The organism is Actinophytocola sp. (genome assembly GCF_050699915.1).
In the GTDB taxonomy this organism is placed as follows: domain Bacteria; phylum Actinomycetota; class Actinomycetes; order Mycobacteriales; family Pseudonocardiaceae; genus Actinophytocola.
In genome coordinates this window covers 52,221-72,647 of record NZ_JBOHGA010000003.1, presented here as the reverse complement: position 1 = coordinate 72,647, position 20,427 = coordinate 52,221, and the positions used below count along the sequence as shown (strand labels likewise).

The following is a 20,427-nucleotide window of genomic DNA, read 5'->3' as shown; positions in this document are numbered from 1 at the left end:
ACGCTGCCGCGCGCGGTCGGCGCGGCGCTCGCGGTGGTCGCGGTCGGGATCGCGGTGTCCGACCACGCCGGGATCGAGGCGGGCGGGCTGTGGTGGGCGCTGCTGCCCGCGGTCGCCGGGCTGGGCCTGGCCTGGCAGGCGGCGGTCAACGGGCTGGTTCGGATGGAGTCCGACCACCTCGTCGTGCCCACGCTGGTGAACTTCTCCGTCGGCACGGTGGCGCTGCTGTTCGCCGCGCTGGTCGACGCGCTCGTGCGCGGGCTGCCGGGCGAGCTGCCGGGCGAGTGGTGGTACTACGTCGGCGGCCCGCTCGGCATGATCGCGATCATCACCGCGGTCGCGGCCGTGAGGTTCACCGGCGTGCTCCTGCTCGGGCTCGCCTCGGTCGCCGGCCAGCTCACCGGCGCCGTGCTGCTCGACATCGTCGTGCCCACCGGAGGTGGGCTGACCCTGGCGAGCGTGCTCGGCACGTCGCTGACGATGGTGGCGGTCGGCATCGCGGCGATCGGGGTGAGAGGGCGGTGAGAGGATGGCTCGCGTGAGCGCGACGATCCTGGACGGCAAGGCCACCCGCGACGCCATCTTCACCGACCTGCGCGAGCGGGTCGGCGCGCTCGCCCGGCAGGGCGTGGTGCCCGGACTCGGCACCATCCTCATCGGCGACGACCCCGGCTCGCAGTCCTACGTCCGCGGCAAGCACAACGCCTGCGCGAAGGTCGGCATCACCTCGATCCGCCGCGACCTGCCGGCGGACATCACGCAGGCCCGGCTGCACGAGGTCGTCGACGAGCTCAACGCCGACCCCGCGTGCACCGGCTACCTCATCCAGCTCCCGCTGCCCGGCCACCTCGACGCCGGCGCCGCGCTCGAGCGGGTCGACCCGGCCAAGGACTCCGACGGCCTGCACCCGATGAACCTCGGCAAGCTCGTGCTCGGCGAGACCGGCCCGCTGCCGTGCACTCCGGTCGGCATCATCGAGCTGCTCAAGCGCTACGAGGTGCCGATCGCCGGCGCGAACGTCACGGTCGTCGGCCGCGGGGTGACCGTCGGCCGTCCGCTCGGCCTGCTGCTCACCCGCCGCAGCGAGAACGCCACGGTCACCTTGTGCCACACGGGAACCAAGGACCTCGCCGCCGAGACCCGTCGCGCCGACATCGTCGTCGCGGCCGCCGGCAACCCCGCGCTGATCACGCCGGACATGATCAAGCCCGGCGCCGCGGTGCTCGACGTCGGCATCACCCGCACCGACCAGGGCCTCGTCGGCGACGTCCACCCGGACGTCCGCGAGACGGCGGCGTTCCTCGCGCCGATGCCCGGCGGCGTCGGTCCCATGACGATCGCCATGTTGCTGACCAACACGGTCAAAGCGGCCGAACGGAGCTTGTCGAAGTGAGCATCGACACCGAACGGAGCTTGTCGAAGTGAGCATCGACACCGAACGGAGCTTGTCGAAGTGACCACCCCCCAGCGCCGGCGTCACCCCGTCCTCGTCCACCTGCCGTTCGGCATGGTGCTGGCGGTGGTGGTGCTCGGCCTGGTGCGGATCCTGCTGTACCACTGGCGGCAGGGCACCGTGCTCATCGGCGCCGCGCTGATCCTGGCGGCCGCCCTGCGCATGCTGCTGCGCGACGACCAGGCCGGCCTCATCGCGATCCGCAGCCGTGGCGTGGACGTGCTGACCTACGGCGGTTTCGGCGTCTGCGTGATGGCCGTGGCGCTGACGATCGAGGGCTTCGACCTGGAGAACTGACGGAGGGCGACGCGCGCTCCCAGCGGCGCCGTCGGGTGTCGCGGTTGCTAGCCTCCCAGCACCGGATTTCGTCATCTCGTCGGGAGGATCTTCCCCGTGGCAAGCAAGGCTGCCGTCAAGGTCACCGTCACCGGTGCCGCCGGCCAGATCGGCTACGCACTGCTGTTCCGCATCGCCTCCGGGCAGCTCCTGGGGCCGGACACGCCCGTGCGGCTTTCCCTGCTGGAGATCCCGCCGGCGCTCAAGGCCGCCGAGGGCACCGCGATGGAGCTCGACGACTGCGCGTTCCCGCTGCTCGCCGGCGTCGACATCACCGACGACCCGAAGCACGCCTTCGACGGTGTCAGCGTCGCGATGCTCGTCGGCGCGCGTCCGCGCACGAAGGGCATGGAGCGCGGCGACCTGCTCGAGGCCAACGGCGGCATCTTCAAGCCGCAGGGCGAGGCGATCAACGCGGGCGCCGCCGACGACGTGCGCGTCCTCGTGGTCGGCAACCCGGCCAACACCAACGCGCTGATCGCCAAGGCGCACGCGCCCGACGTCCCGGCCGACCGGTTCACCGCGATGACCCGCCTCGACCACAACCGCGCGCTGTCGCAGCTCGCGGCCAAGCTGGGCGTCTCGGTCACCGACATCTCGAAGATGACGATCTGGGGCAACCACTCCGCGACCCAGTACCCGGACCTGTTCCACGCCGAGGTCGGCGGGCAGACCGCCGCGGCCGCGGTGAACGACGACGACTGGCTGAAGGACACCTTCATCCCGACCGTGGCCAAGCGCGGCGCGGCGATCATCGAGGCGCGCGGCGCGTCCTCGGCCGCCTCGGCGGCGAACGCGGCCGTCGACCACGTCCACGACTGGGTCCACGGCACCGACTGGACCTCGATGGCGGTGGTCTCCGACGGCTCCTACGGCGTGCCGGAGGGCCTGATCTCCTCGTTCCCGGTGCGCTGCGCGGGCGGCCGGTGGGAGATCGTCCAGGGTCTGGAGATCGACGACTTCTCCCGGTCGAAGATCGACGCCTCCGTGACCGAGCTCGCCGAGGAGCGCGACGCCGTCAGGGGCCTTGGGCTTATCTAGATCCGCAGGTCGCGCGTTAGCCGTGTGTGCCCGTTCACACCGGATCGCGTGAACGTTTCGGATCCGGCATCATGACTGGCCCTCCAGGGCGATCTCATCCTCGACCGACCCGCGCCCAAATGCGGATCGAACGAGGAGGAGGGGCAGCCATGTCGACCGAGGCCATCCACGCGGAGCTCGTGGCGCTCTACGACGGCGGCACGCCGGTTCGCTCGCGCTGGTCCTACCGCGCCGACCAGCCGTACACCGTGACCGCCGCGTTCCAGACCGAGCGGGACCGCTGGGTCGAGTGGGCGTTCTCGCGTGACCTGCTCGTCGAGGGGCTGCGCGGGCCGGCAGGCGTCGGCGACGTGCGGCTGCACCCGGAGGCCGAGGACGACCTGACGATGCTGGTCGTGGAGATCGAGTCGCCCGAGGGCTACGCCGAGCTCGACCTGGACCACGCGGGCGTCAGCTCGTTCCTGGCGGCCACCGAGGAGATCGTGCCGCTCGGCGCGGAGTCCGACCACTTCGACGTCGACGGCCTGATCGACGAGCTCACCCGAGTCTGACCGGGCGCGGTCACGAACGACGCCTTCCCGGCCGGGAAGGCGTCGTTCCTCGCTCTCAGTCGCGCTCGATGACGCAGTCCGGGCCGGGGAACACGAGTCCCTCGTGACCGTCCGGGAAGCGCACCAGGTAGGGCGGTCCGCCGTCGGCGCCGCGCACCTCGACGATCTCGCCCGTCTTGTCGGGGTTGCCTACGTTGCGACCGTGGACGTGCAACCGGTCGCCTATTGCCGCTCGCATGGGACCACCTCCGCCATCCCAGGGTAACTAGGGTGGGCGGGTGAGCGAAGAGCCCGTCGTACTCGACCGGCTGGCGGGCGTCTGCGGCGAGTTGGTGTTGCGCCGCGTGGGGCCGGACTTCGAGATCATCGCCAACGGCGTGTTCCTCATGGACACCCGCGGTGGCGCGTCGGAGCGGCTCCTGGTCTCCGCCGCGGCCGACCGGATGCGGGCCGGCGGGCGGCTGCTCGTCGGCGGGCTGGGCGTGGGGTTCTCGCTGCGCGCCGCGCTGGACCATCCGCGGGTCGGCGACGTCGTCGTGGTGGAGCGGGAGCGCGCGGTGATCGACTGGAACCGCGGCACCCTGCGGACGCTGCACGGCGACGCGCTGGCCGACCCGCGCGCCCGGTGCGTGGCGGGGGACCTGCTCGCCTGGCTGCCGTCCGCCGGTGAGGTGTTCGACGGCATCTGCCTCGACATCGACAACGGTCCGGAATGGACCGTTACCGAGTCGAACGCGGCGCTGTACGAGAGAGCCGGGCTCGACATGCTGACCGGCGCGCTGGCGCCCGGTGGGGTGCTGGCGGTGTGGAGCGCGGGCGCGAGCCCGGCGTTCGCCGCGCGGCTCGCCGAGAGGTTCGGCGAGGTGGAGACCCTCGTAATCCCGGTGCCCCGCGGTGAACCGGATCTGGTGTACCTCGCCCGCGCCCCGGTGACACGATCGAGATCACTGAAACGTAACTAACCGTCGGAGTGTCGCGACCTCACAGTTGTTGGATCTGGAGGTGCGGCCGATGCTTCGTCACCGCCCGCACCGGAGTGCGCGCAACGTCCTGCTACACCCGGCTCTCGGCTGGCTGGCGCTCGCCGCGCTGTACCTGGCTGGTTGCGTTCTCAACTTCCTGCTGGCAATCAGCACGGCCCGTTTCTGGCCGCTGGTGCTGGCGGTGACGCTCGGGGTGATCGCGTGCCTGTGCGGGTTCGCGGCCGGGCGCAGCCTGCGCCGGTGATGCCCGCCGCGTTCTCGGGGTAGCGACACTCGATCGTCCACAATGGATTACCGGCGGCGCTGACCGAGATTCGGGAGGATCTCGGTCCGGTCGCGAGTCGTGCGTCCCGCATTCGGCAGTTGGTCTCCGCTAGCCCGAACGGGTGACTTTGCGCAACTTGCAGGTCCAGGGCCACGGCCTCGCTACCTGCGCATGTGCATCTGCACTGGCATTCGCCGAGGTGCCCGCCGCGTTTACCGGCCGTCGAGGCGTCGATACGCTGGATCGGTCCGCTGGAGCTCGACCAGTTGTGAGGTAGTCATGTCAGGGACCGCGTCCAAATACGAGGCACCGAGCTCGGTGCCCGTCGGAGTCGACCCGACCCGTGCGAGCATCGCCCGGGTATACGACGCGTTTCTCGGTGGAAAGGACAACTACGAGATCGACCGCCAGGTCTTCGAGCGGGTTAAGGAGAAGGCACCGGAGGCGCGGGATCTCGCGTGGTCGAACCGCAACTTCCTGACCAGGGCGGTTCGGTTTCTCACCGACCAGGGCGGCGTTCGGCAGTTCATCGACTGCGGTTCGGGCCTGCCCACCGCGGAGAACACTCACCAGATCGCACAACGCATCGACCCGGAGACGCGGGTCATCTACGTGGACAACGACCCCGTGGTGATCGCGCACGGCGAGGCGCTGCTGACCGAGAACGACTTCACGCATTTCATGGCGGCGGATATTTTCAAGCCGCAGGAGGTGCTGGGTCACCCGTTGATCGAGAAGCACATCGACTTCACCGAGCCGGTCGGACTGCTGCAGGTGGGCACGCTGCACCACTACACGGCCGACGACGGTGCCGACCTGATGAAGGAATACGTCGACGCGCTGCCCTCGGGCAGTTTCGTGGCGATTTCACATTTCCTCGACCCGCAGACGCCGGAGCACAGCGAACTGGCCCGGCGAATGGAGGACGTGTTCCTGCACAGCCCGATGGGCTCGGGGAAGTTCCGGACGCGCGAGGAGATCCTGGCATTCCTGCCCGGCATGGAGATCGTCGCGCCCGGGCCGGGCAAGCCCGGTGACCTCGAGCTCTCCGACCTGTGGTGGCCGGACGGCCCGCGGCTGCGCCCGCTGAGTCAGGTGGAGCAGTGCAGCTCCGCGGTGGTGGGTCGCAAGCCCTGACCTTTGTGGACGGTCACTGCGCGGCTCGGGTGAGCTGAGCGGCTCGGCGCATGAGGTAGTGGCGCTCCGGAGTGCTGGTGGTGCGGTTGGCCGCCTGCCGGTACTCCGCCAGCGCCGCCGCCCGGTCGCCCGACATCTCCAGCAGGTGGGCGCGCACCGCGTGCAGCCGGTGGTGGCCGGACAGCTTGTCCGCCAACGGTTCCAGCTGTTCGAGGCCCCGCGCAGGGCCGTGCACCATCGCGGTGGCGATCGCGTGGTTCAAGGTCACCATCGGGTTGTCGGTCAGGCGCTCGAGCACCCCGTACAGCGCCAGGATCTGTGGCCAGTCGGTGTCCGCGGCGCTCGCCGCCTCGTCGTGGACCGCGTTGATCGCGGCCTGCACCTGGTACGGGCCGACCGGGCCGCGCGGCAGTGTCCGCGTGATCAGCGCGACGCCCTCGCCGAGCAGGTCACCGTCCCAACGGGACCGGTCCTGCTCGGCCAGTGGCACCAGGGTCCCGTCCGCGCGCGTGCGGGCCGGCCGCCGCGCGTCGATCAACAGCATCAGCGCCAGCAGGCCGGCCACCTCGCTCTCGCTCGGCAGCAGCCGGTGCGTGGCGCGGGCCAGGCGGATCGCCTCCGCGGACAGCTCGACCCGGTGCAGCGCCGGACCGGCGGTCGCCGTGTAGCCCTCGTTGAAGATCAGGTACAGCACGTGCAGGACCAGCCGCAGCCGCTCGGGCCGCTCGGCCGCGGTCGGCAGGCGGAACGGGATGCCCGAGGACTTGATCTTCAGCTTCGCCCGGCTGATCCGCTGCGCCATCGTCGCCTCGGGGATCAGGAACGCCGAGGCGATCTCCGCGGTCGACAGGCCGCCGACCGCGCGCAGCGTCAGCGCGATCGCCGCCGGCGGCTTGAGCGCGGGGTGGCAGCACATGAACAGCACGACCAGCGTGTCGTCGGTGTCCGGCACGACCGCGTCGGAGCCCGGCTGGGCCGCGACCAGGTCCTCGCGTCGCCGCCGGGCCTGCTCGTTGCGCAGCTGGTCGGTCATCCGGCGGGACGCGACCTGGATCAGCCAGCCGCGCGGGTAGTCGGGCAGCCCGCGGGCCGGCCACTGCCCGGCGGCCGCGATCAGCGCCTCCTGGACCGCGTCCTCCGCCGCGGCGAAGTCGTCGTAGCGCCGCATCAGCGCGCCGAGGACCTGCGGCGCGAGCTCACGCAGCAGGTCCGCAGTGCCGGATGGCTCGCTTCGCTCCACCGCTAGCACGCCGTCTTCCCTCCTCTCGTGCTCGGCGCCGGCGCGCCTACGCGCGCTCGTCAGTCCAGGCCGAGGACAGTTCGCGACGAGCCGGCTCCGGTCGCGACGACCGGCGGTGCCGTCGCCGGCGAGGTCGGGAACTGTCCTCGCAACACGCGGCTACGCTCCCGCTCACGGCGTGCGCGCGGTCACACGTCTACTTCGGGAGCGGACATCACCTGGCGTACCTCGATCGGGTGGTTCAAGTTGATGCCGCCCGGTCCGGGCGAGGCGGACGCCGCCGCGGCGATCTCCAGCGCGCGCTCCGTACTGTCCACGTCCACGATCCAGTAGCCGGCGAGGAACTCCTTGGACTCCGGGAACGGCCCGTCGGTGATCGCCGGAGCGGCGCCGTCCCGCGCGGTGACGATCTTCGCCTGGTCCGGCATGGCCAGCCCCTCGGCGGTGACCAGCTCGCCCGACTCGACCAGGCTCTCGCCGAACACGCCCATGAACTCGATGTGCGCCTTGACGTCGACCGGGTCCCACTCGGTGATCGGCGGGTGCCCGATGTCGGTGGTGTTCATCAGCAGCATGTACTTCACGGCGCTTCTCCTCACTGGTGACGCCCACGCCGGGCGTCTTTCGTGGGGACGTCGAAGCACGCTACGCGTCCTCTACCGTTTCGCCCAGAATTTCCGCCGCCGCCTCGACCGTGGTCGAGGTCAGTCCTCCTGGAGTACCGCGAGGACGTTGCCGGCCGGGTCGCGGAACCACGCGATCAGCGGGCCCATCTCGCGGAAGATGCCCTTCTCGTCGACGTGCGGGTACTTCTCGAACTCGACGCCCCGGGCGGCGAGCCCGTCGACCGCGGCCTCGATGTCGGCGACGGGGAAGTTGAGGATCGTGTACGCGGCCGGCGTGTGGTCCGGCTTGGGGTAGACCAGCGTGTCCCGGTCGCCCGCGATGTGCAACGTCAGCATGCCGTGCTCCTCCGACACGCGCAGGCCCAGCGTCTCGCCGTAGAACTGGTTGGCCTTGGCGATGTCGTCCACGGAGAAACCGCTGAACGCTCTGGTGTGCTCGAACATGGGCTCTCCTTACCGCACGGTGAGAGGATCTGCCAGTGAAGTACCTGATCCTGATCTACAGCAACCCCGAGTCGCGGGCGCTCTGGGAGAAGTTCACCCCCGAGGAGCGCGCGTCGGGTCTGGGCGCGTACGAGGCGCTCGACGCGGAGCTGACCGCGTCCGGCGAGCTGGTCGAGTCCGAGGCGCTCGACGACGCGGCGAAGGGCAAGCGGGTGCACGTCACCGAGGGCGGGACGCTGACGACCGACGGACCGTTCGCCGAGGTCAAGGAGTACCTGGTCGGGTTCTACCTGGTCGAGTGCGTGAACCTGGACCGGGCGGTGGAGATCGCCGCGAAGGTGCCGGAGGCGTTCATGGGGCTGGTGGAGGTCCGGCCGATCGTCGACCTCGCCGCGCTGGCGTAGCCGTGGACGCGCTGCTGCGGGAGCTCGCGCCGCAGGTGCTGACCGCGGTCGTGCGGCGGCACGGCGACTTCGACGCGTGCGAGGACGCCGTGCAGGAGGCGCTGCTCGCGGCGGCGACGCAGTGGCCGGTCGAGGGGCTGCCGGACCATCCGAAGGGGTGGCTGATCACGGTGGCGTCGCGACGGCGGACCGAGCAGTGGCGCAGCGACTCGGCCCGGCGCCGGCGCGAGTCGGCGGTGTTCGCGCTGTCCTCGCCCGCCTCGGATGCCCCTGCCGATGTGCCGGCCGAGGACGACTCGCTGACGCTGCTGTTCCTGTGCTGCCATCCCGCGCTGACGCCGTCGTCACAGGTGGCGCTCACGCTGCGGGCGGTCGGCGGGCTGACGACGGCGGAGATCGCGCGGGCGTTCCTGGTGCCGGAGGCGACGGTGGCACAACGGGTCAGCCGGGCGAAGGCGAAGATCAAGGGCGCGGGCTTCTCGATGCCACCGCCGGCCGAGCGGCCCGAGCGGCTGGGCGCCGTGCTGCACGTGCTGTACCTGATCTTCAACGAGGGCTACACGGCGTCGTCGGGCTCGTCGCTGCACCGGGTGGAGCTGTCGACCGAGGCGATCCGGCTGACGCGTCAGCTGCGTGCCCGGCTGCCGGCTGAGGGTGAGGTGGCGGGCCTGCTGGCGTTGATGCTGCTGACCGACGCGCGGCGCCCGGCCCGCGTCTCGTCCTCCGGCATGCCGATCCCGCTGTCCGAACAGGACAGATCGCTGTGGGACCGCGAGCTGATCGCCGAGGGGGAGTCGCTGCTGACCGACACGCTGACGAGCGCGCCGATCGGCCCGTACCAGCTGCAGGCCGCGATAGCCGCGCTCCACGACGAGGCGCGGCGGGCGGAGGACACGGACTGGCGCCAGATCCTGACCTTGTACGAACTGCTGCGCACGGCGTCGCCGGGCCCGATGGTGACGCTGAACCGAATAGTCGCGCTGGCGATGGTGCACGGGGCGGCTGCCGGACTGTCCGAACTGGACGCCGCGCTGTCGGACCCGGCCCTGGCGGATCACTACCGAGTTTCCGCGGTACGGGCACATCTGCTTGCGCTGTCCGGGGATCGGGAGGGGGCGCGGCACCACTACGAGCTGGCGGCGCGGCATTCGCCCAGCCGGCCGGAACAGCACTTTCTGATCTCGAAGGCCGCGGCCATGGAAATCTGACTCGACGAGCTCGGTCAGTGCGTTTCGGCCAGGCGGGCGGCGGTCATGACGTGGTGCATCAGGGCCGTCAGGACCTGTTTCGTGGAGTCCCGAGCACGGGCGTCGCACAGGAGGATCGGGACGTGCGGGTCCAGGTCCAGGGCGCCGCGCACCTCCTCCGTCCCGTAGCGGTGCGCGTCGTCGAAGCAGTTGACGGCCACGATGAAGGGCAGGCGGCGGCGTTCGAAGAAGTCCACCGCGGGAAAGCACGTGTCCAGCCGGCGGGTGTCGGCCAGTACCACCGCGCCCAACGCGCCCCGGGACAGCTCGTCCCACATGAACCAGAAGCGGTGCTGGCCCGGCGTGCCGAACAGGTACAGGATCAGCTCCGGGTTGATCGTGATCCGGCCGAAATCCAGTGCCACCGTCGTCGTCGACTTGGTCTCCACACCCTCCAGGTCGTCCACTCCGGACGACGCGGTAGTGATCAGCTCCTCCGTCCGCAGCGGCGGCACCTCGCTGACCGAGCCGACGAGCGTCGTCTTGCCGACGCCGAAACCGCCGGCGATGACGATCTTGACCGCGGAGCTGAACCGGCGGTCAGAGCCGTCTGATGCCATCGAGAACCGCCTGGAGTAGGTGTTGGCTGGGAGCGTCGTCGGACGGCGGCGCGGACCGGAAGATCACCAGGCCCTGCGTGATCAGGTCGCTCAGCACGACCTTCACCACCTGTAGCGGCAGGTTCACCAGCGCCGCCACCTCGACCACCGAGATCGGGTGCTGGCACACCTGCAACGTCTTCGCGTACTCCGGCTGCAGGTCCACCTCGGCCGGCGTGCGCATCGCCACGACCAGCGTGATCAGGTCCAGCCCGAGCGTGCTGGACCTGGTTCGACCGCCCGTCACGGCGTACGGCCGCACCAGCGGATCGTCGAACCAGGCCTCCGTGCTCATGGCACCGGACGGCCCATGGCCTCGCGCGGCCTCGCGGTCAGCACCGCGCCGACCCGCTTGACCATCAGGTTCATCTCGTAGGCGATCATCCCGACGTCCGCGGTCTCCTCGGCCAGCAGCGCGAGGCAGGCGCCGTGCCCGGCCGCCGTGACGAACAGGTACGCGTGGTCCATCTCCACCAGCGTCTGCCGCACCTGCCCACCACCGAAGTGCCGGCCGGTGCCCCGGGCGAGGCTCTGGAACGCCGACGCCACCGCCGACAGGTGCTCGCCGTCGGCGTCGGAGATGTTGCCGGACCGGCCGATGAGCAGCCCGTCCGCGGACAGCACGACGGCCCGGTCCACCCCCGCGACTCGCTTGACCAGCTCGTTGAGCAACCAGTCGAGCTCACTCACTGCGGTGTTGGCCATTGCGCACGCTCCCCGTGATGTCGTCGCCGTCGGTGTATTCGTCGGCCGGCTCCTCGCGGCCCTGTCGCGTCCCGCGCTGGAACGCGGCCAACCGGCTGCGCGCCTGGTCCGGCGAGTCCACGCGGGAGTCGCGGGAGTCGCGGGAGTCATCGCGGGGGACCTCGTCCGGCCAGGCGGCCGGCGCCTCGCGCAGCTGCGGCGCCAGGTTCTGCTGGCGCCGCCGGCGCGGCAGCGGTGGCCGGTCCGGTGCGAGCTGCCCGACCGGTGACTGTGCCGGTGACTGTGGCGCCGTCCGCACGTGGACCGTGGGCGGATCCGGCAGGGCGTGGGCACCGCCGTTGGTGCCGTTCGAGCCGTTGGTGCCGTTGGAGCCGTTCGTCGGCACGTCGACCGGGCGCTGCGGGCGGAACAGGTCCTCGCCCGGCCGCGCCGCCACCATCGGGAGCGGCGGCAGGTCCGCCACCACCGGGATGGGCAGCTTGACCGTGGGCAGCACCGGCGACGCGGCCTCGTGCCGGGCGGTCGGCTCGACCGCGTCCGGGTCGGGCACCTCGCCGAGCAACTCGTTGCGCACCAGCACGATCGCTCGCGTGCCGCCGTAGGCCGACTCGCGCAGCGACACCGCGATGCCGTGCCGGGCCGCGAGCCGCGCCACCACGAACAGGCCCAGCCGCGGCTCCGCGGACAGCGCCATGATCCCGAAGTCCGGCGGGTTCGCGAGCATCGTGTTGAGGTCCTCGATGCGGTCGCTCTCGATGCCCAGGCCCTGGTCCTCGATCTCCAGCACCACGCCGCGGCCGACGATGTTGCCGCGCACCTCGACGCCCGACTCCGGCGGCGAGAACGTCGTCGCGTTGTCGATCAGCTCCGCCAGCAGGTGCACGAGGTCGCCGACGACCGGCCCGTTGACCGCGCGCGCCGGCAGCTTGGCGATCTTGACGCGGGCGAAGTGCTCGGTCTCCGCCGCCGCGCCGCGGGCGAGCTCGGTGAGGCTCACCGGGTTGCGCCAGCGCCGGCCCGGCTGCCCGCCGCCGAGGATGATCAGGTTCTCGGCGTTGCGGCGGGCGCGGGTGGACAGGTGGTCGAGCTGGAAGAGCATCTCCAGCTGCTCGGGGTCCTCCTGCCCGCGCTCGGCCTCGTCGAGCACCTTGAGCTGGCGGTGCACGATCACCTGGCTGCGGTGGGCGATGTTGAGGAAGACCTTGTTGGTGCCCTCCCGGGTCTTCGCCTCCTGCACGGCGGCCGACACGGCGGTCTGCTGCGCCTTGTTGAACGCCTCGGCCACCTCGCCGATCTCGTCGCGGCCGTGGTCGCGCAGCCGCAGCGAGTCGTCGACCCGGACGTCCTTGCCGGTGCGGACCTTCTCGACCAGCTCGGGCAGCTTGTGGTCGGCGAGGTCGAGTGCCTCGTGGCGCAGCCTGGTGAGCCGGTCGATGAGCCGGCGGGACAGCCGCAGCGCGATCACGAACACGGCGATGGCGAGCAACAGCACGAGCACGCCCGCGACGATCGCCCGGATCAGCATGTTGTCGACCTTGTCCAGGGCCTCCGCGTTCGTCCGGTCGTTCTGCGTGGACAGCATCGACATGAGCGCGACGCCGACGTCGCGGGCGGCCGCGCGCCAGAGGTCCTCGGTGATCGGGAGCTCGGTCTTGCCCTGGGCCAGCGTGTCCTCGACGGAGGTCAGCCGTTGCCACGCCGGGCTCTTCCGCAGCTTCGCGTACTGGTCCTGCACCGCCTGGTTCGCCAGCGGGACCGACGAGTCGAGCTGCAGGTGGTAGGCGCTGACCTGGCCCTGGAAGGTGCGGAAGTCGGCGCCGGTGATCCCGCGCCCGACGATGCTGGCCGTGGCGAGCGCGTCCGCGCGCTGCATGAGGTCCGCGCCGGTGAGCAGGGGTGCGACGACCAGCTGGGCGTACGCGGTGTCGGCATCCGGCGCGAACAGGGACAAGCCCTGCGAGCCCTGGACGAACTGGTCGACGATCTGGTTGTAGAAGGCGAACGACTCGCTCACGCCGATCTGGCCGCCGTCCACCTGGGCGCGCACCTCGGGCAGCTTCGCCATCAGCGTGGAGAACTCGGCGATGTCGCCGCGCACCGTGTCCGGCGCGACCTCGGAGAGCTCGCCGAGCTTCGCGGTGACCTGGCCGACCACCGCGTCGGTCCGTTGCCGCTGCTGGATCAGCTCGGACTGGAACGTCCCGTAGCTCGCCAGGCGGCGCAGCGTCAGCCGGCGTTCCTCCTGCAGCGAGAGGATCAGCGGCAGCGCGGTGTCCTGCGTCTCGCTCGCGAGGTTGAAGTAGCTCCGCGTCTTCGCCGCGTCGTAGATGAGATAACCGGCACCGGCGGTTCCGGCTAGCAAAAAGACGAAACAGGGCACCAGCGCGATGGTGAGTACACGCGTCCGAATGGAGTGAGCCCGGCCACGCCGGATGGAGGTCTTGTTCACCGCGGTCCGCATTCCTTCCGGCGATCGCAGGGGTTACCGCAACAACCTGGGTTCCGTCACCCGAGTTAACCTCCGGACCCGCCGGGAACGGTAAACAGAGGTCGTCACGGAGTCAAATACCAGGTCCGGTGCTATTTCGCGGTGTACACCCACAGCCGGAAAAGGACTAACAAGACCGCTTATCGAATAGAAATGTATGCGCTACCCGGTGACGATATGTGCCGGGTCGTGTACTGATCGTTGTTCGGCCATCCGGCCGGACGTCGACTAGGCCTTTTTGGCCTTCGCGGCGGCCTTCATTTCCTTCTTGTAGGCGCGCACGTGCTGCAGGCTCGTCGAGTCGGTGATGTCCGCGACACTGAGGAAGGAGCCCTTGGCGGCGTACTCGCCGGCGGCCTTCTGCCAGCCGGTGGCGGCGAGCCCGCGCTGCTTGCCGAGCAGGGCGAGGAAGATCTTGGCCTTGGCCTCACCGAAGCCCGGCAGTGCCTTGAGCCGCTTGAGGACCTCGGCGCCGCTGGGGTCGCCCTGGGTCCAGACGTTCTCGGCGCGGCCGTCGTACTCCTCGACGATGGCCTGGCACAGCGCCTGGACGCGCTTGCCCATCGAGCCGGGGAAGCGGTGGATGGCCGGCGGCGTGGCGCAGATCGCGAGGAACTTCTCCTGGTCGTGCTCGGCGATCGTGTGCGCGTCGAGCGAGCCGAGGCGGTCGCGGAGCTTCTTCGGTCCGGCGAAGGCGACCTCGATCGGGATCTGCTGGTCCAGCAGCATCCCGGTCAGCAGGGCCAGCGGCTCGCGCTCGAGCAGCTCGTTGGCCTCGGGGTCTTCGGTCAGCCAGATCGCCATGCGGTCATCATGGCACGGGCCACGTTCGCCCAGCGCGCAACTTCGAGCCGCGAACCGTCGGTGTCGCTGGCTATGTTGACGGGGTGCTGCGGCCTTCGTACCCGATCATCACCGACCGCCTGATCCTGCGCCCGTTCACCGAGGAGGACCTCGACGCGCTCCACGCCTACCAGGCCCTGCCCGAGGTCACCCGCTACCTCTACTGGGACCCGCGCGACCGCGCGGCGACGGCGGAGACGCTCCACCGGCGGATCTCCACGCCGGCGCTGGCGCGGGAGGGCGACACCCTCGTCCTCGCCGTGCTGCTGCGCGAGACCGGCGAGCTCGTCGGCGAGGTGAACCTCGGATGGCGTTCCGAGGAGCACGCGCTGGGCGAGTTCGGCTTCGTGTTCAACCCCGCGTTCCACGGCCGCGGCTACGCGGGAGAGGCCGCGATCGAGATGCTGCGGCTGGGGTTCGAGCGGCTCGGGCTGCACCGGATCATCGGGCGCTGCGACGGGCGCAACGAGGCGTCGGCGAGGTTGATGGCGAAGCTCGGCATGCGACGCGAGGCGCACTTCGTGCAGAACGAGATCGTGAAGGGCGAGTGGACCGACGAGTTGGTCTTCGCGATGCTCAACGAGGAGTGGTCGGCCCGCCATTGAGCTGGTCACTGCGGTAGGTGAGCCGGTCGCCCGGCGCGACGGGCCACGCCTCGAGCCCCGGCGCGTCGAGCACCGCGGCCACGAGCTCCGCGTCGCCTCCGACGAGCGTGGAGTCGAAGTCGATCTCGGTGGCGACGCACCACGCATGGTCGACCGGCCACAGCAGGCTCGGCGACTGCGGGACGAAGCCGAAAAACGGGCTCTGCCGGCCCATCTTCAGCGCCGCGCGCAGCGGGCCGCGGAACAGCAGGTACTCGCGGTGGGGCAGGCGCAGCCGGGGCAGGGCCAGGACCTCCGGGGGCATGCCGGGCCCGGTCTTCGGCGACTCGAACGGTGGCTCCGGCTCGTCGCTCGCCGTGAGCACGGCCATGGCCTCCCCGTGGAACCAGCCCCAGCCGTCCCACAGTGCGTGGAAGCAGTCCTGGTCGCCGGTGACCGGAGCCAGGATGTCGAGCAGCAATGTGAGCGCGGTCGGGTCGAGGTTGCCCTCCTGGGGCACGCCGTCGTCCCACGTCCCGGTGTCGCCTTGGGCCACGGCGTGCCACTGCGCGAGCGCGTGCGGGACGCGGCCGGTGCGGCGGCAGACCTCGGCCCAGGTGAGGTGTGGGCCCTCGCTGCCGCGGTCGACGGGGTGGAGCACCCGGGCGTACGTCTCGTAACCCTGCGGCACGGTGGCGCCGACCGTGCCTTCGTCGTCGCCGAACCGCGGCAGGATCCAGTCGCCGACCGAGGGGTCGGCGACCGGCACGAGGTCGGGGTGCAGGGGCATGCCCCCATGATGCAGCAGTACGCGTGTACCGTTTGGGTCGGCTGAGACAGGTAATACGCGCGACGACGACGCGAGAGGAGCATCCCGGCAGATGGCCAAGATCAAGGTCGAGGGCACGATCGTCGAGCTCGACGGCGACGAGATGACCCGCATCATCTGGCAGTTCATCAAGGACAAGCTGGTCCACCCGTACCTGGACGTCGACCTGGACTACTACGACCTGGGCATCGAGCACCGGGACGCGACCGACGACCAGGTCACCGTGGACGCGGCGAACGCCATCGCCCGGCACGGGGTCGGCGTGAAGTGCGCGACGATCACCCCGGACGAGGCCCGCGTCGAGGAGTTCGGCCTCAAGAAGATGTGGCGCAGCCCCAACGGCACGATCCGCAACATCCTCGGCGGCGTGATCTTCCGCGAGCCGATCGTCATCTCCAACATCCCGCGGCTGGTGCCGGGCTGGACGAAGCCGATCATCATCGGCCGCCACGCGCACGGCGACCAGTACAAGGCCACCGACTTCAAGGTGCCCGGCCCCGGCACGCTCACGGTCAGCTACCAGCCGGCCGACGGCGGCGAGCCGATGGAGTTCGAGGTCGCCAACTTCCCGGAGGGCGGCGGCGTCGCGGTCGGGATGTACAACTACCGCAAGTCGATCGAGGACTTCGCGCGCTCGTCGATGCGCTACGCGCTGGAGCGCAAGTACCCGCTGTACATGTCGACCAAGAACACGATCCTCAAGGCCTACGACGGCATGTTCAAGGACGTGTTCGCGGAGATCTTCGAGGCCGAGTTCAAGAGCGACTTCGACGCCGCGGGCCTGACCTACGAGCACCGGCTCATCGACGACATGGTCGCCGCCGCGCTCAAGTGGGAGGGCGGCTACGTCTGGGCCTGCAAGAACTACGACGGCGACGTCCAGTCCGACACGGTCGCGCAGGGCTTCGGCTCGCTCGGCCTGATGACCTCGGTGCTGATGACGCCGGACGGCAAGGTCGAGGCCGAGGCCGCGCACGGCACGGTCACCCGGCACTTCCGCCAGCACCAGCAGGGCAAGCCGACCTCGACCAACCCGATCGCGTCGATCTACGCCTGGACGCGCGGGCTCGAGGCACGCGGCAAGCAGGACTCGACGCCCGAGGTCGTCGGGTTCGCCGAGACGCTCGAGCGGGTGATCATCGAGACGGTCGAGAGCGGCAAGATGACCAAGGACCTGGCCCTGCTGGTCGGCAAGGACCAGGCGTTCCAGTCCACCGAGGAGTTCCTCGCGACGCTGGACGACAACCTCCGGCAGCGCATGGCCTCGGCCTAGCGACGCTGCCTAGCGACGCTGCCTAGTGGCACCTGACAGATCGGTGTGCGGCGCGTTCCCCGCGGTCAGCGGCGGGAACGCGCCGTACATCGCATCTGCACGTGCTGTGACGGACAGTGCGGTCGGTCGCCCGGGCGTTGCATCCTGCGAGTGGTTCGCCGGGTGTCACGTTCCAAACGCGAGCGAGCTGGGTTATATCTGGTGGGCAGGCAACCACAGGGCTGTCGGGAGCGGTCACAGTGAAGATCAAGTGGTCCGGTAAGCGCACCCTGATCGCGGCAGGGTTGCTGGTCGGCGTGCTCTGGCTCTACGCCATGGGCTCCGAGCAGCGGCGCGGGGACGGCAAGGACGGTGCGGACACCACGTCGAGCACCACGCAGTGCCGCGTCGAGGCGACCGTCGACGATCTCAACATCCGCTCCGCCCCCGCGTTGAACCCGAACAACATCGTCGGCACGCTGGACAGCGGCGACCAGGCCGACGCGCAGAAAGTCGAACAGAACGGCTTCCGCAAGCTCGACGAGGGCCGCTGGGTCTCCAGCGAGTACGTCGTGACAGTCGAGGGTCGCGACTGCTAGCCGGTCCCCGCTAGCAGCGGTCGGCCTGCGGCCGCAGCGGCGCGGGCCGAGCCGGCGGCGTGCCGGCCGGTGTGCTCGCCGGTTTGCGGAACACGGCTCTGAACGCGGCGCGGAGGAACCCGCGGACGCGCCGGCGCGGCGGTGGGTCGTCCGGTTCGACGGGCGCGTTCGGCAAAGCGGACCACGCCAGCCCGCGCGTGGCGTCGGTGACAAGGTGCGGCGGGATGACGACGGACATCGTTCGACTCGCTTTCGTTGGCAGACAAGTGATGCGTGCTGGTGAGGTACCTCGACACCATCGACGCTAGGTCGCCGCCGTCGATACGTCCAATGCAACTATTTGGCTCATCTCATGCACATCAGGAATGATGTGTGCTGTGGAACTCCGCCACCTCCGGTCGTTCGTCGTCACCGCGGAGGAACTGCACGTCGGCCGCGCCGCGACCCGGCTGCACCTGACCCAGCCGTCGCTGAGCCGCCAGCTCGCCGCACTCGAACGGGACGTCGGCGTGCCGCTGTTCACCCGCGTCAAGCGCAGGTTCGGGCTGTCCCCGGCCGGCGAGGTCTTCCTCGGCGCGGCCCGGGAGATCGTGCGTCGCGCGGACGAGGCGGCCCGCGACGCGCAGCGGGCCCACCGCGGCGAGCTCGGCACGCTGCGGCTGCGCTTCGTCCAGTCCGCCACCTTCGAGGCCCTGCCCCGGCTGCTGGTCGCCTTCCGGGCCGCGTACCCGGACGTCGCCCTCGACGTGGAGAACATGACGACCCTCCGCCAGGTCGCGGCGCTGCGGGCGGGCGAGGCCGACGTCGGCCTGCTCCGCCCGCCCATCTCCGAGCCGACCCTGAACACCCGGGTCGTCTCCCGCGACCCGCTGGTCGCCGCGCTGCCGGCCAGGCACCCGCTCGCCGAGCGCGAGAGCCTGCCGCTGGCCGCGCTCGCCGACGAGTCGTTCGTGCTCTACACCCGCGCGTTCGGCCCGTCCGTGCAGGACTCGATCATCGGCCACTGCCTGGCGGCCGGGTTCTCGCCGCGGGTCGTCCAGGAGGCCGCCGGCGTGCAGACGATCGTGTCGCTCGTCGCGGCCGGGCTCGGGGTGTCCCTGCTGATCGCGCCGACCCCGCCGACCGCCGAGCAGTCCGTCGTCTACCGGCCGATCAGCGACGACCTGCCGTTGTGGGAGCTGGCGCTGGCCTGGTCCGCCGACAGCCCTTCGCCCGTCCTGTCGCGGTTCCTCGCCGTGGCCGAGCAGGCCGAACAGGCCGGGCAGATCTGAGTGTGGCCTACTCGATCACCAGGTCCTCCTCGGCGGCGAGGATCTCGCCGCCGAAGGTCTCCGCCGCCTGGCGCAGCGACACGCCGCGGTCGCTGCCCGGCCAGAAGTGGGTGAGCAGCAGCCGGCGGGCGTTCGCCTCCGTCGCCCATTGGCCGGCCTCGCGCGCGGTCAGCAGCCGCCTCGGCTCGCCGGGCTCCGGCTCGGCCTGCAGCGTCGCCTCCATGATGTAGAGGTCCGCGTCCGCGCCCAGCTCGGCCAGCTGCGGATCCGGGCCGGTGTCGCCGGTGTAGGCGAGCGTGCGGCTCGCCGTGGTGAGCCGAATGCCGGTGTTGGGTACGAAGTGCGGCAGGTCGATGCCGTCGACGTGGAACGGACCCACCCGATGGCTGCCGGGCAGCTCACCGACGTCGAAGAGCTCCGCCAGCCGCGGCTGCGGCTCGAGCGTGTCGACCAGCTCCGCCACGTCCGGCGGGCACAGCAGCGGGACTCGCGGCAGCGTGCGCTCGCCGTAGTGGCGCACCCGCAGCAGGCCGTTGAGGTCCACGCAGTGGTCGCTGTGCCGGTGGGTGATGACGACCGCGTCGACGGTTCCGCCGGGGCAGTACCGAAGCAGCCGCGGCAGCGTCGCGAAGCCGAGGTCGAGGACGAGGCGGAAGCCGTCGTGCTCCACGAGGTAGCCGCTGCACGCGCGGCCGGGCTCCGGCCAGGCGGCGCACGAGCCGAGGACGGTGACCTTCACGGGACGGCACCGTAACGCGGTTGCCCGCGGGCGCCGCCGGTTGAGAGGGTCGCGCACGTGGATGTCGCCCGGGAACCGCTGCTGACCGACCGCAACCCGCTGCCCGACGCGCTCGACCCGCGCATCGCCGCGCAGCTCAGGTTCGTCGTCGAGGTCGACCGGCTCAAGACCGTCCTGCGCCAGTCGCCGCTGGCCGCCGCTTCGCGGCGGGAGAACGACGCCGAGCACTCCTGGCACCTCGCGCTCATGGTGATCCTGCTCGCGGAGCACGCCGACGAGCCGATCGACGTCGGGCACACGGTCAAGCTCGTCGTCGTGCACGATCTCGTCGAGATCCACGCGGGGGACACGCCGCTCTACGACGACGTCGGCGCGCGGACCCAGGAGGCCCGCGAGCAGGCCGCCGCCGACCGGCTCTTCGGGCTGCTGCCCGGCGACCAGGCTCGCGAGCTGCGCGCGCTCTGGGACGAGTTCGAGGCCCGGGAGACGCCAGAGTCGCGGTTCGCCAAGGGCATGGACCGGCTCGAGCCGTTGCTGCTCAACTGGATGGCCGGCGGCGGGACCTGGCGCACGCCGGGCGTCACCGCAGACGCCGTGCGGGCCCGCAAGGCGCACATCGGAGCGGCCTCCGCGGCGCTCGGCGAGGCCGCGCTGGTTCTGATCGACGAGGGCGAGCGGCGGGGTTGGGTGCGCTCCGCGGAGCGCACCGGGGACGGCCGCCCGGCGGCACCCCCCGCGTGATGGCGCGCACATGTCGGGTCTAATCTTCACCGCGTTGACCGATCGGACTA

27 protein-coding genes are annotated in these 20,427 nt (G+C 70.8%); 15 read left to right on the top strand and 12 right to left on the bottom strand.

Annotated features, from left to right (window positions below; genetic code table 11):
• The 5 genes from ACRDSK_RS01345 to ACRDSK_RS01325 form a co-directional block, all read left to right on the top strand.
• Positions 1–525, top strand: a 525-nt coding sequence (locus tag ACRDSK_RS01345) for a DMT family transporter (RefSeq protein ID WP_431437979.1), incomplete at its 5' end; no start/stop codon positions are given.
• Between the two features lie 13 nt (positions 526–538).
• A complete protein-coding gene (locus ACRDSK_RS01340; protein WP_431437978.1) occupies positions 539–1,393 on the top strand; it encodes a bifunctional methylenetetrahydrofolate dehydrogenase/methenyltetrahydrofolate cyclohydrolase in 855 nt (284 codons plus the stop codon).
• Positions 1,394–1,453: 60 nt separating this feature from the next.
• A complete protein-coding gene (locus ACRDSK_RS01335; protein ID WP_431437977.1) occupies positions 1,454–1,750 on the top strand; it encodes a DUF3017 domain-containing protein in 297 nt (98 codons plus the stop codon).
• A 96-nt stretch (positions 1,751–1,846) separates the two neighbouring features.
• Complete coding sequence (locus ACRDSK_RS01330) at positions 1,847–2,830, top strand: malate dehydrogenase (protein ID WP_431437976.1); 984 nt, start codon at positions 1,847–1,849, stop codon at positions 2,828–2,830.
• A gap of 149 nt (positions 2,831–2,979) precedes the next feature.
• Positions 2,980–3,381: an SsgA family sporulation/cell division regulator gene (locus ACRDSK_RS01325; RefSeq protein WP_431437975.1), complete on the top strand. Its 402-nt coding sequence runs from the start codon at positions 2,980–2,982 to the stop codon at positions 3,379–3,381.
• Between the two features lie 55 nt (positions 3,382–3,436).
• Here the strand turns inward: ACRDSK_RS01325 and ACRDSK_RS01320 are convergent, their stop codons facing one another.
• Positions 3,437–3,619, bottom strand: a complete 183-nt coding sequence (locus ACRDSK_RS01320; protein ID WP_431437974.1) for a DUF1918 domain-containing protein — start codon at positions 3,617–3,619, stop codon at positions 3,437–3,439.
• Positions 3,620–3,659: 40 nt separating this feature from the next.
• On the opposite strand from ACRDSK_RS01320, the gene ACRDSK_RS01315 reads away from it, so the two are divergent.
• From ACRDSK_RS01315 to ACRDSK_RS01305, 3 genes are all read left to right on the top strand, one after another.
• Entirely contained in the window at positions 3,660–4,343 is a 684-nt protein-coding gene (locus ACRDSK_RS01315; RefSeq protein ID WP_431437973.1) for a spermidine synthase, read from the top strand.
• A gap of 49 nt (positions 4,344–4,392) precedes the next feature.
• On the top strand, positions 4,393–4,608 hold the full coding sequence (locus ACRDSK_RS01310; protein ID WP_431437972.1) for a hypothetical protein: 216 nt from the start codon (positions 4,393–4,395) through the stop codon (positions 4,606–4,608).
• 300 nt (positions 4,609–4,908) lie between these two features.
• Complete coding sequence (locus tag ACRDSK_RS01305) at positions 4,909–5,766, top strand: SAM-dependent methyltransferase (protein WP_431437971.1); 858 nt, start codon at positions 4,909–4,911, stop codon at positions 5,764–5,766.
• Between the two features lie 13 nt (positions 5,767–5,779).
• Here the strand turns inward: ACRDSK_RS01305 and ACRDSK_RS01300 are convergent, their stop codons facing one another.
• The 3 genes from ACRDSK_RS01300 to ACRDSK_RS01290 all read right to left on the bottom strand — a co-directional run bounded on the left by ACRDSK_RS01300 (position 5,780) and on the right by ACRDSK_RS01290 (position 8,076).
• On the bottom strand, positions 5,780–7,015 hold the full coding sequence (locus ACRDSK_RS01300; RefSeq protein ID WP_431437970.1) for an RNA polymerase sigma factor: 1,236 nt from the start codon (positions 7,013–7,015) through the stop codon (positions 5,780–5,782).
• Between the two features lie 179 nt (positions 7,016–7,194).
• Complete coding sequence (locus tag ACRDSK_RS01295; RefSeq protein WP_431437989.1) at positions 7,195–7,581, bottom strand: YciI family protein; 387 nt, start codon at positions 7,579–7,581, stop codon at positions 7,195–7,197.
• Positions 7,582–7,710: 129 nt separating this feature from the next.
• Positions 7,711–8,076, bottom strand: a complete 366-nt coding sequence (locus ACRDSK_RS01290; RefSeq protein ID WP_431437969.1) for a VOC family protein — start codon at positions 8,074–8,076, stop codon at positions 7,711–7,713.
• Between the two features lie 35 nt (positions 8,077–8,111).
• Between ACRDSK_RS01290 and ACRDSK_RS01285 the strand changes: the two genes are divergently transcribed.
• Complete coding sequence (locus ACRDSK_RS01285; protein WP_431437968.1) at positions 8,112–8,480, top strand: YciI family protein; 369 nt, start codon at positions 8,112–8,114, stop codon at positions 8,478–8,480.
• Between the two features lie 2 nt (positions 8,481–8,482).
• Positions 8,483–9,688, top strand: a complete 1,206-nt coding sequence (locus ACRDSK_RS01280; RefSeq protein ID WP_431437967.1) for an RNA polymerase sigma factor — start codon at positions 8,483–8,485, stop codon at positions 9,686–9,688.
• Between the two features lie 14 nt (positions 9,689–9,702).
• Here the strand turns inward: ACRDSK_RS01280 and ACRDSK_RS01275 are convergent, their stop codons facing one another.
• From ACRDSK_RS01275 to ACRDSK_RS01255, 5 genes are all read right to left on the bottom strand, one after another.
• Entirely contained in the window at positions 9,703–10,287 is a 585-nt protein-coding gene (locus ACRDSK_RS01275) for a GTP-binding protein (protein ID WP_431437966.1), read from the bottom strand.
• Positions 10,268–10,621 (bottom strand): DUF742 domain-containing protein, encoded by a 354-nt coding sequence (locus tag ACRDSK_RS01270; protein ID WP_431437965.1) that lies wholly within the window; start codon positions 10,619–10,621, stop codon positions 10,268–10,270. The genes ACRDSK_RS01275 and ACRDSK_RS01270 overlap by 20 nt, the downstream gene beginning before the upstream one ends.
• Positions 10,618–11,031: a roadblock/LC7 domain-containing protein gene (locus ACRDSK_RS01265; RefSeq protein ID WP_431437963.1), complete on the bottom strand. Its 414-nt coding sequence runs from the start codon at positions 11,029–11,031 to the stop codon at positions 10,618–10,620. The genes ACRDSK_RS01270 and ACRDSK_RS01265 overlap by 4 nt, the downstream gene beginning before the upstream one ends.
• A complete protein-coding gene (locus ACRDSK_RS01260; protein ID WP_431437962.1) occupies positions 11,009–13,411 on the bottom strand; it encodes a nitrate- and nitrite sensing domain-containing protein in 2,403 nt (800 codons plus the stop codon). The genes ACRDSK_RS01265 and ACRDSK_RS01260 overlap by 23 nt, the downstream gene beginning before the upstream one ends.
• 336 nt (positions 13,412–13,747) lie before the next feature.
• Positions 13,748–14,323 (bottom strand): HhH-GPD-type base excision DNA repair protein, encoded by a 576-nt coding sequence (locus ACRDSK_RS01255; RefSeq protein WP_431437961.1) that lies wholly within the window; start codon positions 14,321–14,323, stop codon positions 13,748–13,750.
• An 83-nt stretch (positions 14,324–14,406) separates the two neighbouring features.
• Here ACRDSK_RS01255 and ACRDSK_RS01250 point away from each other — a divergent pair, with 83 nt between their 5' ends.
• Entirely contained in the window at positions 14,407–14,967 is a 561-nt protein-coding gene (locus tag ACRDSK_RS01250) for a GNAT family N-acetyltransferase (protein WP_431437960.1), read from the top strand.
• On the opposite strand, the gene ACRDSK_RS01245 is transcribed toward ACRDSK_RS01250, so the two are convergent.
• Positions 14,939–15,736: a hypothetical protein gene (locus ACRDSK_RS01245; protein WP_431437959.1), complete on the bottom strand. Its 798-nt coding sequence runs from the start codon at positions 15,734–15,736 to the stop codon at positions 14,939–14,941. The two genes, ACRDSK_RS01250 and ACRDSK_RS01245, sit on opposite strands and share 29 nt — an antisense overlap.
• Positions 15,737–15,827: 91 nt before the next feature.
• Here ACRDSK_RS01245 and ACRDSK_RS01240 point away from each other — a divergent pair, with 91 nt between their 5' ends.
• Together ACRDSK_RS01240 and ACRDSK_RS01235 are read left to right on the top strand one after the other, a co-directional pair.
• Entirely contained in the window at positions 15,828–17,048 is a 1,221-nt protein-coding gene (locus ACRDSK_RS01240; RefSeq protein WP_431437958.1) for an NADP-dependent isocitrate dehydrogenase, read from the top strand.
• Between the two features lie 239 nt (positions 17,049–17,287).
• Positions 17,288–17,626 (top strand): SH3 domain-containing protein, encoded by a 339-nt coding sequence (locus tag ACRDSK_RS01235; RefSeq protein ID WP_431437957.1) that lies wholly within the window; start codon positions 17,288–17,290, stop codon positions 17,624–17,626.
• Between the two features lie 10 nt (positions 17,627–17,636).
• On the opposite strand, the gene ACRDSK_RS01230 is transcribed toward ACRDSK_RS01235, so the two are convergent.
• Positions 17,637–17,864, bottom strand: a complete 228-nt coding sequence (locus tag ACRDSK_RS01230) for a hypothetical protein (RefSeq protein ID WP_431437956.1) — start codon at positions 17,862–17,864, stop codon at positions 17,637–17,639.
• A gap of 139 nt (positions 17,865–18,003) precedes the next feature.
• Here ACRDSK_RS01230 and ACRDSK_RS01225 point away from each other — a divergent pair, with 139 nt between their 5' ends.
• Positions 18,004–18,897, top strand: a complete 894-nt coding sequence (locus ACRDSK_RS01225; RefSeq protein ID WP_431437955.1) for a LysR family transcriptional regulator — start codon at positions 18,004–18,006, stop codon at positions 18,895–18,897.
• A gap of 7 nt (positions 18,898–18,904) precedes the next feature.
• Here ACRDSK_RS01225 and ACRDSK_RS01220 read toward each other — a convergent pair whose 3' ends face one another.
• Positions 18,905–19,636: an MBL fold metallo-hydrolase gene (locus ACRDSK_RS01220; RefSeq protein WP_431437954.1), complete on the bottom strand. Its 732-nt coding sequence runs from the start codon at positions 19,634–19,636 to the stop codon at positions 18,905–18,907.
• A 57-nt stretch (positions 19,637–19,693) separates the two neighbouring features.
• Here ACRDSK_RS01220 and ACRDSK_RS01215 point away from each other — a divergent pair, with 57 nt between their 5' ends.
• Positions 19,694–20,377 carry an HD domain-containing protein gene (locus ACRDSK_RS01215; protein WP_431437953.1) on the top strand — a complete coding sequence of 228 codons (684 nt, stop codon included), beginning with the start codon at positions 19,694–19,696 and terminating at the stop codon, positions 20,375–20,377.
• The last annotated feature ends 50 nt before the right edge of the window (positions 20,378–20,427 follow it).

Coding starts and splice junctions, on each gene's coding strand:
- ACRDSK_RS01325 (WP_431437975.1), top strand. CDS start 2,980: ATGTCGACCGAGGCCATCCACGCGGAGCTCGTGGCGCTCTACGACGGC.
- ACRDSK_RS01255 (WP_431437961.1), bottom strand. CDS start 14,323: ATGGCGATCTGGCTGACCGAAGACCCCGAGGCCAACGAGCTGCTCGAG.
- ACRDSK_RS01240 (WP_431437958.1), top strand. CDS start 15,828: ATGGCCAAGATCAAGGTCGAGGGCACGATCGTCGAGCTCGACGGCGAC.
- ACRDSK_RS01265 (WP_431437963.1), bottom strand. CDS start 11,031: ATGGCCAACACCGCAGTGAGTGAGCTCGACTGGTTGCTCAACGAGCTG.
- ACRDSK_RS01310 (WP_431437972.1), top strand. CDS start 4,393: ATGCTTCGTCACCGCCCGCACCGGAGTGCGCGCAACGTCCTGCTACAC.
- ACRDSK_RS01270 (WP_431437965.1), bottom strand. CDS start 10,621: ATGAGCACGGAGGCCTGGTTCGACGATCCGCTGGTGCGGCCGTACGCC.
- ACRDSK_RS01230 (WP_431437956.1), bottom strand. CDS start 17,864: ATGTCCGTCGTCATCCCGCCGCACCTTGTCACCGACGCCACGCGCGGG.
- ACRDSK_RS01290 (WP_431437969.1), bottom strand. CDS start 8,076: ATGTTCGAGCACACCAGAGCGTTCAGCGGTTTCTCCGTGGACGACATC.
- ACRDSK_RS01295 (WP_431437989.1), bottom strand. CDS start 7,581: ATGCTGCTGATGAACACCACCGACATCGGGCACCCGCCGATCACCGAG.
- ACRDSK_RS01305 (WP_431437971.1), top strand. CDS start 4,909: ATGTCAGGGACCGCGTCCAAATACGAGGCACCGAGCTCGGTGCCCGTC.
- ACRDSK_RS01320 (WP_431437974.1), bottom strand. CDS start 3,619: ATGCGAGCGGCAATAGGCGACCGGTTGCACGTCCACGGTCGCAACGTA.
- ACRDSK_RS01245 (WP_431437959.1), bottom strand. CDS start 15,736: ATGCCCCTGCACCCCGACCTCGTGCCGGTCGCCGACCCCTCGGTCGGC.
- ACRDSK_RS01275 (WP_431437966.1), bottom strand. CDS start 10,287: ATGGCATCAGACGGCTCTGACCGCCGGTTCAGCTCCGCGGTCAAGATC.